Source organism: Streptomyces sp. SLBN-31 (assembly GCF_006715395.1).
GTDB lineage: Bacteria > Actinomycetota > Actinomycetes > Streptomycetales > Streptomycetaceae > Streptomyces.
On record NZ_VFNC01000001.1, the window covers coordinates 3,777,156 to 3,789,532 of the forward strand.

The window sequence follows — 12,377 nt, forward strand, 5'->3', positions numbered from 1 at the left end:
CCTGCCTCCACGTCTCCGGGACCCACTTGTGTGCCGCGACTGCCACGAGGCCGAACCATGCGCTCAGCAGGAGGTAGTGCCGAAGGCGGGTGCGCAGGCGGGCGTCTGGCCGTGCCAGGTACACCATGGAGATCCCCCTCTCTAAACCGGAGGGTACAACGCGGCCGGAAGCGCGGTTGGTCGATCGCGTAGCAAGTTTGGAAGATCGCGTATGCGGATCTGGCCTGAGCCGGCAACACGCTGACCTCGGGCTACGCAAGTCGCATACCGACGTTCCCCGCTGCTCCCCGCCCATTGCTGCAGGGCGGGGCACGTTGGGGGCACGTGTGATGGTGGATATGGGGGCCTGGCGCAGTGCACCGGCTGAAAGGGATGCGGTGCCGCCCCGAACCATCGAGGGTCTCGTCGCCAGTGGGCAAGCCGATCCCGCTGTTTCAGGGCCAGGATCACGGGTAGCCAAGTGGCGTGGTGAATTTAGCCAGTGCCCTTTGGTGATTTTGCCATCCCGTACGGTCAGTGGAACGGAATGATCATGATCGAGGCCATGTTCACGCGCGGTGAACCATGTTGCCGCTGCGCAGGAGAAGACCGGTGGCCTACCGTAACAGAGCGCACACTCTGCGAAGATCATTTCAGGGACGTCGCGGTCGTGTACTTCGCTCGGCGGAACCACTCCAACCCTGTGGAAGCGGCCACCTCGGCGATGGCAGGTGGCCTCCAAGCCGCATCCGCCCCTGTAGACCAGGACGCTGACGAGACGGAGCCGTGCGCAACGACCACCGTTACCAGCAAGTGACAGTGAGAACGCTCAATGACCCTCACCCTCCACCGTCCCCCAGCTCCTATCCCGTACGCCGTCGACCCACACACCGTAGAGCGGGCGTGGTTCATGGCGTCCAGGTGGAGCGCGCCACTGCACGAACGACCTTGACGCCATGGGCCGCGTCTGCTCGGCTTTGCCTGGGTCGACGGCGTACGGGATAGGAGCTCCCCGCGCCACGCCACTACGTCCCGCAGGCGGCGACGGAGCCCCCTCCATCCCGGTGCCGGCCGATTCCCCGCCGGAGGCATCGTTCTGACCGCTCACGTGTGATCGTGCTTCCCGCCTCACGATCTCGCCCGCCATGGCCCGCATGATCCAACGAAGCCCAAGCCGTCGCGCACCTGCTTTTGGGGCACAAAGCGTCTTTTGGGTCCGTGGTGGCACCGTGTGTGCGGGCTTGTGGGCACTGCCGTCTTCCCCCAGGGTGCGGCCTGGCGGGTGTGGGCCGGGGAGGGGAATCAGGATCGGTCCGGCGCATCCGCCCTCGGCGGGATCGGAGCGTGAAGCGTGATCATCCCGGGGCAACGTGTGGCGCGGGGCCGGGGCCGGGGCGGCGCGGGCCGAAGGCATGAGCGAAGCCCCGAGCCCCGAGCCCGCGCCGGCCCCGTGGGGGCCGGTGGGGTGTGATCTACGCAGCGACGACCGGAAGCCGGAAGGGACAGCGCGACCGGATGCCGAAGGTAAGAGCCCCCCGAACCAGGGACCATGACGCTGTAGCCGCTGACCGCCGGGGATGGAGGCGGAAGCCCTGGGGGTTCGTGAAGCATGGGAGAGCTGAGGTTCCCATGGGTGAGCTGTCGGGTCCTCGGTTGCACACGGATCCCTGGGGTTGTCCAGTCCCAGGAGGTGCCTGACACGGTCGCACGGGGTTAGCAGTGGCGGAGCTGGTGCCTGGAAAGTGCGGGAGGGTCTTCTGGCCCTCATTATTGGGGCTCCCGGCCCTGCTGGTGGCGCTGGGCTGTCAGTAGCGTGCTGGTGAACGGCCTGTGTTTGGGGTGTTTGTCCCAGGAATGGACGTGACCACGATGGCGGCGCAAACGATGCCCGGCGGTGTGAGTCAGGCGTTCGAGGTCTTCGAAACGGAGGCCACGGGGCACGCGGGAGCGTGGATGAATGCCACCCGCGCGCTCGACGAGGCCTGCGCGTTGGATCCGAAGACGAAGAATCTCGCCTACCTTGCCGTGCTTGCCGCGCTCCGTCTCGAGAGCGGGATCCCGTTCCACGTGGCTCTGGCCAAGCAGTGCGGGGCCACCCGAGGAGAAGTGATCAGCGCGATCCTGCTCTCCCTACAGCCAGGCGGCCACGATGCGATCGCCTGCCTTCCTGCCGCGTTGCGGGCCTACGATGCGGGTTGAGCCGCACGGGCAGCCATCCCTTCCCGGTCAGAGCACTATCCATGAGTCGCTTCGGGTTTGGTCGTTTTGTGCAGGCTGGGAGTTCGACGCCTTGGCGGTGGGCGAGCGGCAGGAAAACCACTGGTTGGATCGTCCAGGTGATGCGGGTGCTGGCGTGGGTGACTGACACCGTGCAGGGCTCGGCGCGCAACAGGGCTTTCCTCATCGCGATGCGGCCGTCGTACAGCCAGACCCATGCTTCGTCGGAGGCCGCGAGGTCGAGTGCCGGTGAGATCGTGCGGAGTGCGACCGCGACCCATCGGTCTGCCTGAGGGGCCGAGTAGGCGTCGAAGGAGGCCCGAAGTGCGGGCCGTTCAGTTCTGGGAGCTCTTGGGTCCAGCACTCGCACCAGTAGCCGCGCCGGGTCTCGGTGTTCAGCACAGGTGACCTCCTGCGCGCGTGCCCGTGAAGAGCTCCGCCGTGACCGTGTGACCGTGTGGCCGCAGTCGCTTTCGTGGACGACCACCCGGTGGGCGATGGCGCTGACCATGCCCAGGCCCCGGCCGTGTTCGGCGTTCTGGTCCTGGTGCTCGGCCTTGGGTGCTGTGCCGGCGCCTCCGCCGTCTGTCACCGACAGGGCGATGACCTGGGCGGAGACTGCTAGGGCCAGATGGAAGCTGCCCGAGTCCCGGCCGCTGGCGGTGTGAAGGATGGCGTTCGCGCTCAGCTCGCTCACGATCAGCTCGGCGTCCTACGCCAGGGGTGAGCCGCGCAGGATGTCGCGGGTCCAGCGGCGGGCCCGGCTGACCTCTTCGGGAAATCCTGGGCAAGACAGGCCCCAGAACACCTCCGCCTGCGCGCCTGGGCCCACATGCTCGGCTTCTGCGGCCACTTCTCCACCAAGTCCCGGCGCTACTCCACCACTCTCGGCTCCCTCCGCGACGCCCGCGCCAAATGGCGCCGCGCACAAGCCGCAACAGCCACTACGAACAACGGCGAACCCGAGACGACGTACGTCCTCGCGCACTGGGTAACCGACCGCTACCTGTGTCCGTGGACCAGGCCGCCGAACTGCTCGGCACTACGACCCGCTTCCCTCGGCGGCTCATCGAAGAGCGGCGCATCCGCTACGTGAAGGTCGGCCGGCACGTACGCATCCCAGAGAGCGCGGTCGAGGAGTACATTACGGCACGCACCGTTGAGCCGATCAGACTCCGTCGCCGCACCGCCCTTCGGAGGGCTGCCTGATGGCCAACAAGAAGGGCAGACGCCGCCGTTTCGGTGCGGGAGGCCGACGCGCCAAGAAGGCGCAGATGGTCCTCGGTCTTGCGGGCAATGGTGGTCACAGGCCAGTGGCGGCGCGGACCAGTCCCGCGACCACCGTTGAGCGGCTGTGTGGGGGCCAGGCGATGACCGTGGTGACGCGGGGGGCGTCGGGGACCGGTACGGCCGTGAGGTCCTCGCGCAGGCCGGTGCGGCCCGACTCCGGCACGACCGCGCAGGCGCGGCCGAGGGCGATGAGCTGGGTGAGTTGTGTGTGGTCGCGCACCTGCGGTCCGGGGCCGTCCGCGAAGGTGCCGTCAGGGCGAGGCCAGCGGGGCAGGGGCAAGTCGGGAAGGTCGGCGACCTCCGCGAGCCGCACGTGGGGGCGGGCGCTGAGAGGGTGGCCCGCCGGGAGGATCGCGACCTGCCCCTCGCAGTGCAGGTCTTCGGTGTCGAAGCCGGTGGTGTCGTCGAACGGCCGATGCAGCAGGGCTATGTCGGCCCGGCCGTCTTGCAGCAGCCGTGCTTGCTCGCCCGGTCCGCACAGCACGACGTCCACGGCGGCGGCGCCGGGCTCGGCGGCGTAGGCGTCCAGGAGTTTCGCCAGCAGTTCACCGGAGGCGCCCGCCTTCGCGGCCAGAACCACGGCGGGGCGGCCGGTCGCCGCGAGGGCGGCCCGACGGGTGCGCCGTTCGGCGGCCTCGACGGCGTCCAGCGCCGCCCGGGCCTCCCGCAGCAGCACCGCCCCTGCCCCGGTCAGGGCGACACCCCGGCTGTTGCGCTCCAGTAGGCGGGCGCCCAGGCGCCGTTCGAGCCCGCCGATCGCCCGCGACAGCGGGGGTTGGGCGATTCCGAGCCGCTGCGCGGCCCGGCCGAAGTGCAGCTCTTCGGCGACCGCGACGAAGTACCGCAGCTCACGTGTCTCCACCCCGCCAGCCTAACCGGGGCGGCCAGGAGCGATACCCGGGCGGTATCGCCGTCCACCCAGTCGGTCTTGGACGCCCTGCCCGGCGGGGGAGAAGTATCGATGTCATGAGTGAGACCAACACCGTGAACCACCACAAGGTCGCGCTGGTGACCGGGGCCAACAAGGGCATTGGGTACGAGATCGCCGCCGGGCTCGGCGCCCTCGGCTGGTCCGTCGGAATCGGCGCGCGGAACGAGGAGCGGCGCGAGGCCGCTGTGGACAAGCTGCGCGCGGCCGGAGCCGACGCGTTCGGCGTGCCGCTGGATGTGACCGACGACGCCAGCGTGACAGCGGCGGCTCGGCTGATGGAGGAGCGGGCCGGGCGGCTCGACGCGCTCGTCAACAATGCCGGTATCACCGGCGGTGGACCGCAGGAGCCCACCACGGCCGACGTGAACCGGGTACGGGCGGCCGTGGAGACCAACGTGATCGGCGTCATCCGCGTCACCAACGCCCTGCTCCCTCTGCTGCGCCGCTCGCCGTCGCCACGGATCGTGAACGTCTCCAGCAGCGTCGGCTCCCTCACCCTCCAGACCACGCCCGGCGCCGAGACGGGCCCCATCGCCATTGCCTACGCTCCGTCGAAGACATTCCTCAACGCCGTCACCGTGCAGTACGCCAAGGAACTGGCCGACACCCACATCCTGATCAACGCCGTCTGCCCCGGCTACACGGCGACCGACCTCAACGGCTTCCAGGGAGTGCGCACCCCCGAGCAGGGCGCAGCCGCCGCGATCCGGCTGGCCACCATATCGGCCGACGGACCGACGGGCCGCTTCTTCAACGACGACGGAGAGGTGCCCTGGTGACGCGCTCTTGGTTCGCGCCACCCCCCCCAGGTACGGTGCAAGCCGCCTGCCCGCAGCCGGAACTGGCGGCCGACAACGTCAACGATCAGCAATAGTGTCGGACTGGCCGTGCCGACGGCGGGCCGCCTTGTCGGGATGGTTGACCTCGGTGACCGTGATGCCCTCGTGGTGCAGACAGCGGGGCAGGGCGGCCCCGTAGGAGCCGGTGCATTCCAATTCGGCCCGCCGCAATGGTCCGAAAGCGCGCGTGCCCAGGACAGGGATTGCCGATAGCGCTCCGCAGGTCGCGGGAATACTCCGCAGTCCAGCAGGGCGCCTGTGCTGGTGATCACCGCGGCCACATGGATGCCTGTATGCGTGTCGACTCCGAGCAGGACCTGCTCGTGGTGGCGGTCAGGACCGTGACGGTGTCTCTCGCGAAAGCCCCTGTCGGGGTACGCGCGCCCTTTCAGTTGGCAGGGAGACCGCTCTCCGGGGTGCTGGTAGCCGTCTGCGAGCAGCGAGGTGGGCCTTCTCAGGCCCGTCGGCGTCTGTGTCTCCAACTGGCTTCGCGACTGCTGGGTGCCGTTTATGGGGGTCGCCTTGACCAACCCCTGCGCCTTCCCGCCTGCTACCAGCACGGCGGTCGCACAGAAGTCTGTGCGACCGCCCACGCGAGCCGCCACTGCAGGGTCGTAGGCAGCGCTGAGGGGCTCCTTGGATCAGTGCTGTGCGAACTGGGCCCGCGTCCGTTGTACGACGTTCGGCAGGACCGCGAGTCCGCTGACGGTCAGCTGTTCGCCGTAGATGTCGGTGACTCTGATCGCCTTGCCGCAGCCGTTGCCATCGGCGGCGATGAAGTAGTTGAAGCTGGTGCGGGGCAACTGCCGCCAGCCGCCCCCGGTGCGGACCTCCAGCCGTGCCACCGGGTTGCGGTGACCGATGACCTGGATGCCGCACCAGTAGGCGCTGGACCCGGTCTTGTACCGGATGGACATCGTGCCGATGGAGCCGGGGCTCACCAGGCTCCAGGTGATGGGGAGCCGGCCGACCTTGAGGTCGGCGAGCTTGGCGAAGGCCTGTTGGCTGAGGTCGATCTGCCCGGGTGCGCAGGGCAGAGGGCATTCGTTGGTGATTCGTACCGTGATCGACTTGCCGTTGGCCGCGCGGACGAGCACGTACGCGCCGCAGGCCTTGGAGGTCTCGTAGTCGGTGGTGTTCATCGCCGCGATCATCATGTCCGGGCTCGGACCGAAGAGACATGCCCCGTCCCCGACACCGGCCGCGTAGGCGGTCGCGACACCCTGGTACGAGGTGTTGGGCCGGATCCGCCCTGCCGTCGGGGGCGTGCTGGAGCCGCGCGACGTCTTTTGTTGGCCCTTGGCCGTGGACTTTGCCGCCTTGGGGCTCTCGGTGGTCTTCGGGCTGGCCGAGCCGCTCGCACTCGGACTTGACGACCGGCGTGGCGTTGCGCTGACAGACGCCGAGCCGGCGGTGTCGGCGGACTTTGGCTGGGTGGTCACGAGTGGGGTGGCCGTGGCCGGCCCCGCGTCGACCTTGTGGCCAGGGAGCAACGCCATGACCAGACATGCGAGAACGCCTGCTGCTGTCACTGCCACTGTGGTGCCCAGCACGAGTTTGCGTCTGCGTCTGCGCTGCCGCGCGACCTGCCTCGTCGTCATGAATACCGGTCCGTTCGGGATCGAGCCATTGGTGCACTGGTCAGTGGCCGCCCGCGTCGAAAAGGTTGCCGACGACATTGCGGGAGTGTCACCGTCACGGTGGCGGCGGCAACGACACGGCTGCCAAGGCCCGTAGCGCCGCGACCGGTTTGCGTAGTCCGTAGGCGACCGCCGTCGACGCTCCGTCAACTACCTCTGCCACGCCTTGCCGCCACGCTCACCAACACTCTCTGCCCTGGCCGGCCCGGCCAGTGGCTGACCGCAATGCGCCGTGCCGCGCGACGGAGCCTGCATGGGTGAGGGGCGGCGGGGCATCCGAGGTGAGGCAGCGGGCTGACCGCGCCTTCGGTGCCGCCCGTCGACGTCAAGAGCCTCTTGGGAGTGAGAAGGTGAAGGGCATCCGTAGCTTCATCCTGCGCGGCAATGTAGTCGATCTGGCCGTGGGCATCGTCATCGGGGCGGCGTTCACCGCTGTGGTGAACGGCTTCGTCAGCGCCTTCCTGACACCACTGGTCGGGCTGGCCACAGGCGCCACCGGTGACATGAGCCGCAAGACCTTCACGCTGGGCGCCACCAAATTCCCCTACGGCGCCTTCATCAACGCGGCGATCAGCTTCCTCCTCCTCGCCGGCGCCCTGTACTTCCTGGTCGTGCTCCCGATCAACAAACTCCACGAACGCTTCGCCCCGCACCGAGACGTCCAGGCTCCCAAACGGGACTGCCCCGAATGCCTCAGCCCCGTACCCGCCCAGGCCCGACGCTGTGCCTCCTGCACCGTCCCCCTGCCCGCCGTACCCGCTCAGGCCGGGGAGGCAACCCAGCGCGCCGGGTGACCCGATCTCCATGTCCCGGCCTGTTTTGAGCTCCCGCCCGCGCCCTCTGCCTCCGATGCCGGGTCTGCTGTGAGCGGAGGGGCTCAGCGCAGCCGTCGCGCACGCAGCACCAGGTCGTCGGTGTGGCGCGCGCCGGCGCCACCGTCGGGTGCCACGCGGGGTCGCTGCTCGTCGACCTCCATCTTCCAGTCGTCGGTGAGCAGGGCGGCGACCATCGAGGGCCAGACGTAGTCAGCCGGGTCGAAGCCGCTGTCGTGCGCCCGCTGGGTGTCCATCCCCGCGTGGTGGACGAGCAGCAGCACGCCGCCGGGCGCGACGGCCGCGAGCAGCGCTCGCTCGGCTGCGGCGTCGGGGGTGCGCAGCAGGGCTGGATACTGCGCGGACACCAGGTCGAAGGAGGCCGGCGGGAGCGCAGCTTCCGTCAGCGCGGCGTGCACCCAGCGAACGGCGACGCCTGCGTCCCGCGCATGCCCGGCCGCCCGCTCCAGCGCCACACCCGAGACCTCGAGCGCGGTCACGTCCCAGCCGCTGCGCGCGAGCCACACGGCGTCCGCGCCCTCGCCGCAGCCGACATCGAGCACCCGCCCGGGCGTGAGCCCGGCGACCTCGGCCACGAGCGCACCGTTGGGCCGGCCGCTCCACAGCTGTTGCCGGTCGGCGTATCGGTTGTCCCACTCCGCCCGCACCGCGGGGTCTCCGACGTATCCGTCGCCAGGCAGGGAAGTGTCAGACGCGGGCGATGCTGCTGTGATGTTGTCGGTCATGGGCCCAACGTCACCCATCGTGGCCCGCTACGCCACTGTTGTTGCCGCTCCGGCAAAACGGCGTCCAAGGGGCGAGGAAGGCTTGAGGGATTGGTGTCAGTGGTCCCTGCGAGCATGCGGATCATGAATCGATCCGATGATCTCCTGGCGGGGCTGGACGACATCGACTGGGCAGCCCTGGGGCACGCCTACGGCAGCGCCGAGGACGTGCCCGGCCAGCTCCGGACGCTGTGCGGGCTGGGCGAGGAGGCCCGCAAGAGCGCCTTCCGCAGCCTGTTCGGCAACATCTTTCACCAGGGCACCCGGTACTCGGCCTCTCCGTACGCCGTGCCGTTCCTCACCCGAATCGCCGTCGCGGGCCCGGTCGGCGCCCGGGCCGACGCGCTGCTGCTGTTGACCCGTCTGGCCATTGACTGGCACGACGAGTACGACCTCCCGCTCGGCATCGACACCGCCGCGGGCGGCGCCGCGGCGTCGCCCGCCGGCTCCTTTGAGAGGCGGAGCAGGCAGAGGGCGGGATGGAGATGTCCTTGTACGGGGTAGACGGGCTGGACGACGCGGGGCGGTCCGGCGCGCTGCTTGAGGGAGGGTCAACGTATGCAATTCGACGACGATGCTGCTCTGGACACGTCCGAGGTCCAGGACGGTCGAGGAGGCGCGCTGGGCGGGATCCCGGGAGGCGGGAAGACCGTCGGCGGGGGACTGGTCGGGCTCGTGGTGCTGGTCGTGTCCGTGCTCTTGGGTGTCGACCCTGGCATGTTCGGCTCTGGCAGCAGCGACACGTCCTCGTCCGGCGAGCCAGCCGCGAACCTCGCGGCGGACTGCCGGACCGGTGCCGACGCCAACCGCAAGGAGGAGTGCCGGATCGTGGCCGTGGTCGACAGCGTGCAGGCATTCTGGAAGCAGACGGAGACAGCCGCCGGCAAGACCTACCAGCAGGCCCCGACGTTCCTGTTCACCGGCAGTGTGAACACCGGTTGCGGAAGCGCGACTTCCGAGGTCGGCCCCTTCTACTGCTCAGCCGATGACAAGGTCTATCTCGACCTCGGCTTCTTCAACGACCTGAGCAGCAAGTTCGGCGCCAAGGGCGGCCCGTTCGCCGAGGCCTACGTCATCGCGCACGAATACGGCCACCACGTCCAGGACCTCAGCGGAACGATCTCTCGCGGCAGCGGAAAGGGCCAGAAAAGCGGCTCGGTGAAACTCGAGTTGCAGGCGGACTGCTACGCCGGAGTGTGGGCCCACCACGCCACCACCACCCCCGATCCCAAGAGTGGTAAGCCACTGATCACCGACTTGACGAAGGACGACATCGACCGCGGGCTGGACGCGGCCGCCGCTGTCGGAGACGACCGTATCCAGCAGCGCTACCAGGGCAGGGTCACTCCCGACACCTGGACCCACGGCTCCGCGAGCCAGCGCCAGCGATGGTTCTCCACCGGCTACCGCTCCGGCCGCGTCGCCGACTGCAACACGTTCAGCTGACCACGCTGACAAGCACGGCATGACGCTCGGCTGTGGGGCCCCGCTGGTGGGCAGATTGCGCAGCATGCCGTGCCGCGGTCGACGGTTGGCGGCCGACACCAAGTGGAGGTGCTGCCTCGTCAGGCTGACTGTCTCCAGGACCGTGTCGTCGCCGCGCAGTTTGAGCAGGGCGTGATCCAGAGGGCGGCAGGGTCGTGCTGGGCCAGGTACTGGCCGGCGTGGGCGGGGTGGGCAAGACACAGCTGGCGGTCGACCACGCCCGCGCGACAACGGGACACGGACGCAGGGGATCTGCTGGTTTGGGTCACCGCATCCACCCGCACCGCCGTCGTCTCCGAGTATGCCCAAGCGGCCACCGGTCTGCTCGGCCCGGCCCCGGCCGATCCGGAGCGGGCGGCATCGGCGTTCTTGGCCTGGCTGCAGCAGAAGCCCGGCAGCGACCGGCCGCGAGGACCGCGTTGATGTCCGCGACGTTCGCCTCGCCGCGGGTCTCAGTCTCAAGGACGCGGGTTGACGCGCTGCCAGCGCGGGCGGGCGTCACCACCACGCCGTCCGGCCGCGGAGGCGCACCGCGGACACACGCGCCGTACCCGGTCGGCGGCGCCCCCGGACTCCGGGAAGGTGTCCGGCCAGGCGACGTGCGGGAAGCGCACCAGCCGCGAACGGCTGAGGGACAGGCCGCACACGGTCTGGTTCATCCCGCGCTCCCAGGCGTGCACATCTCCGGCGGGCAGTCGGCGTCGACCCTCCTCCTCGTCCGTCCACTGCCCGGACGCGGCGACGGAGAACTGCTTGGGGTGGGCCATGACCTCTCCTTGTCCCGATGCCGGCCGTCACGGCGTAAGCCGCTTAGGATCTTCGCCACGCCATTCGGTGAGCAGGACGGTCGCGTCGTCCTCGAGCCGACCGTGGTGATGATCGAGTACGGCCGTCATCAGACGGCGCAGGGTTTCGTGCAACTTTTGCCCGCCCGAGTGGTGACGGCGGACGAAGTCGATGAACCGGTCCCGCCCGAACTGCCTGCCCAGCGCGTCACGTCCTTCGACGACCCCGTCGGTGTACAGCAACAGCCGGTCTCCCGGCTCTAGTTGCTCACTGCACACCTGCACGGGCAGGCCGAAGCGTGCGCCCATCGGCCCGGCCGGGGGACAGGCCAGGTCGACGGTCCACCGGTTGTCACGCAGCAGGATCGGAAGTGGGTGCCCGCAGTTGATCCAGGTCAGTCTGCCGGTCGTCATGTCCAGATCCGCCAACACGGCCGTGACATAGCGACTCGTGCCGAACTCCTGGACCAGGGTGTTTTCCACGTACCGGCTGGTCTCCGGCAGCGACGCCCCCTGCCGACGGGCATTGCGGCAGGCCGCCACGGCGACGCTGGCGGTGATACCGGCGGCCGTGTCGTGGCCCATTGCGTCGAAGATGCCCAGATGCAGGGTGCCGTCGGCCACGGCGTAGTCGAAGGCGTCTCCGCCCACCTGGTAGGCCGGCTCCATCACAGCCCCCACGATCGCCTCATGGCCGGCGTAGGCGAGCGGGGGAGTGAGGTTCCACTGCATCTCCGCCGCCACGTTCATAGGCTCGGTGCGCACCAGTCGGGCATAGGAGTCGCTGAAGGTGCGTTTGCTCAGGAGCAGCAGAGCCGTCATCGAGGCGAAATCGCGCAGCGACTGACGGGTCGCGGTGTCGTCGGTGTCGGAGTTGGCGCGCAGTACCCCCAGTCGTTCCACACCGTCCGTGATGGCCACCCACCACCGCCGCAGGTCAGGGCGGTCGCCCGTGCCCGCTTGTTCGGAGAGCAGGTCGACGCGCTGATATGCCTGGCCGGGCAGGCTGCCCCGCACGCTGAACTCCTGCCCGGCGGCGCCTGCGTCCGGCCCTCTGCCGGTGAGCTGGCGCAGCACGGTCTCCTGGAGATCCACCACGAAGACGGCCGCGTTGCGCAGGCGGGCCGCGGCGGCGTAGTCGGCGATCATGCCCGGTAGTTGTTCGAGGGTAGCGGTGTGGCTGGCCTGCATCAGCCGTACCAGCAACGCCGCGGCACTGTCCGGCACGCAGAGCACCTCCCGCCGGGATCCTGGGCACGGTGGACCTGTCGTCGGCACCGCGAACCGCGTACCCGCCCTTGGTCAGGACAAGCGGCCGGCCGTCATTGTGCGGGGACCCTCCAGCCTCCACCAGCACAGACGCCGGGGCGGTCGGGGCCGTGGGGCAGGGGAGTATCGGAAGGGAGGCCGCTGGTGATCACGGCGGGTGCCTGACTGGAGTACCGCACCCGCACCGGCGCGGCACGCAGTCAAGGGCGGAGTCGTCCTCCGGGGCCTGCGTTGGCGCACTGATCCTTCGGTGCGCCCTGGACGGTGAAGAGGTGGGTGAGCGTCATGACGCGGCCGCGTATCGAAGGCGGCGATCTGGTGGTGCGTCTGCCGTGGCGGTGGGCG

Annotated in this window: 12 protein-coding genes and 3 pseudogenes; 7 read left to right on the forward strand and 8 right to left on the reverse strand. The window is 69.4% G+C overall.

Annotated features, from left to right (window positions below):
• Positions 1-1,848: 1,848 nt before the first annotated feature.
• A complete protein-coding gene (locus FBY22_RS17455) occupies positions 1,849-2,178 on the forward strand; it encodes a carboxymuconolactone decarboxylase family protein (RefSeq protein WP_260844994.1) in 330 nt (109 codons plus the stop codon).
• Positions 2,179-2,245: 67 nt separating this feature from the next.
• Here FBY22_RS17455 and FBY22_RS45015 read toward each other — a convergent pair.
• A pseudogene (locus FBY22_RS45015) lies at positions 2,246-2,598 on the reverse strand (hypothetical protein); the annotation flags it as partial.
• Positions 2,592-3,004: pseudogene (locus FBY22_RS17465) on the reverse strand (ATP-binding protein). The pseudogenes FBY22_RS45015 and FBY22_RS17465, both read right to left, overlap by 7 nt.
• Here FBY22_RS17465 and FBY22_RS45020 point away from each other — a divergent pair.
• Positions 2,984-3,190 (forward strand): annotated as a pseudogene (locus FBY22_RS45020) (replication initiator); the annotation flags it as partial. The pseudogenes FBY22_RS17465 and FBY22_RS45020 sit on opposite strands and share 21 nt — an antisense overlap.
• A complete protein-coding gene (locus FBY22_RS17475; protein WP_142146610.1) occupies positions 3,112-3,405 on the forward strand; it encodes an excisionase family DNA-binding protein in 294 nt (97 codons plus the stop codon). The pseudogene FBY22_RS45020 and the gene FBY22_RS17475, both read left to right, overlap by 79 nt.
• Positions 3,406-3,499: 94 nt before the next feature.
• On the opposite strand, the gene FBY22_RS17480 is transcribed toward FBY22_RS17475, so the two are convergent.
• Positions 3,500-4,348: a LysR family transcriptional regulator gene (locus FBY22_RS17480; protein ID WP_142146612.1), complete on the reverse strand. Its 849-nt coding sequence runs from the start codon at positions 4,346-4,348 to the stop codon at positions 3,500-3,502.
• Positions 4,349-4,452: 104 nt separating this feature from the next.
• Here FBY22_RS17480 and FBY22_RS17485 point away from each other — a divergent pair, with 104 nt between their 5' ends.
• A complete protein-coding gene (locus FBY22_RS17485) occupies positions 4,453-5,196 on the forward strand; it encodes an SDR family oxidoreductase (RefSeq protein WP_142146614.1) in 744 nt (247 codons plus the stop codon).
• A gap of 78 nt (positions 5,197-5,274) precedes the next feature.
• Here the strand turns inward: FBY22_RS17485 and FBY22_RS17490 are convergent, their stop codons facing one another.
• Entirely contained in the window at positions 5,275-5,412 is a 138-nt protein-coding gene (locus FBY22_RS17490) for a hypothetical protein (RefSeq protein ID WP_186363017.1), read from the reverse strand.
• 485 nt (positions 5,413-5,897) lie between these two features.
• Positions 5,898-6,935, reverse strand: a complete 1,038-nt coding sequence (locus FBY22_RS17495) for an expansin EXLX1 family cellulose-binding protein (RefSeq protein ID WP_313905420.1) — start codon at positions 6,933-6,935, stop codon at positions 5,898-5,900.
• Positions 6,936-7,246: 311 nt separating this feature from the next.
• Here FBY22_RS17495 and mscL point away from each other — a divergent pair, with 311 nt between their 5' ends.
• Positions 7,247-7,690, forward strand: a complete 444-nt coding sequence (gene mscL, locus FBY22_RS17500) for a large conductance mechanosensitive channel protein MscL (protein WP_142146618.1) — start codon at positions 7,247-7,249, stop codon at positions 7,688-7,690.
• Between the two features lie 83 nt (positions 7,691-7,773).
• Here the strand turns inward: mscL and FBY22_RS17505 are convergent, their stop codons facing one another.
• The gene (locus tag FBY22_RS17505) at positions 7,774-8,454 is read right to left on the reverse strand and encodes a bifunctional 2-polyprenyl-6-hydroxyphenol methylase/3-demethylubiquinol 3-O-methyltransferase UbiG (RefSeq protein ID WP_142146620.1); all 681 of its coding nucleotides are present in this window, start codon (positions 8,452-8,454) and stop codon (positions 7,774-7,776) included.
• Positions 8,455-8,577: 123 nt separating this feature from the next.
• Here FBY22_RS17505 and FBY22_RS17510 point away from each other — a divergent pair, with 123 nt between their 5' ends.
• Both FBY22_RS17510 and FBY22_RS17515 read left to right on the forward strand, forming a co-directional pair.
• Entirely contained in the window at positions 8,578-8,997 is a 420-nt protein-coding gene (locus FBY22_RS17510) for a hypothetical protein (RefSeq protein WP_142146622.1), read from the forward strand.
• Between the two features lie 54 nt (positions 8,998-9,051).
• Positions 9,052-9,939, forward strand: a complete 888-nt coding sequence (locus FBY22_RS17515) for a neutral zinc metallopeptidase (RefSeq protein WP_142146624.1) — start codon at positions 9,052-9,054, stop codon at positions 9,937-9,939.
• A 497-nt stretch (positions 9,940-10,436) separates the two neighbouring features.
• Here FBY22_RS17515 and FBY22_RS17520 read toward each other — a convergent pair whose 3' ends face one another.
• Together FBY22_RS17520 and FBY22_RS17525 are read right to left on the reverse strand one after the other, a co-directional pair.
• On the reverse strand, positions 10,437-10,745 hold the full coding sequence (locus FBY22_RS17520; protein WP_142146626.1) for a hypothetical protein: 309 nt from the start codon (positions 10,743-10,745) through the stop codon (positions 10,437-10,439).
• Between the two features lie 27 nt (positions 10,746-10,772).
• Positions 10,773-11,990: a PP2C family protein-serine/threonine phosphatase gene (locus tag FBY22_RS17525; protein WP_142146628.1), complete on the reverse strand. Its 1,218-nt coding sequence runs from the start codon at positions 11,988-11,990 to the stop codon at positions 10,773-10,775.
• Between the last annotated feature and the right edge of the window lie 387 nt (positions 11,991-12,377).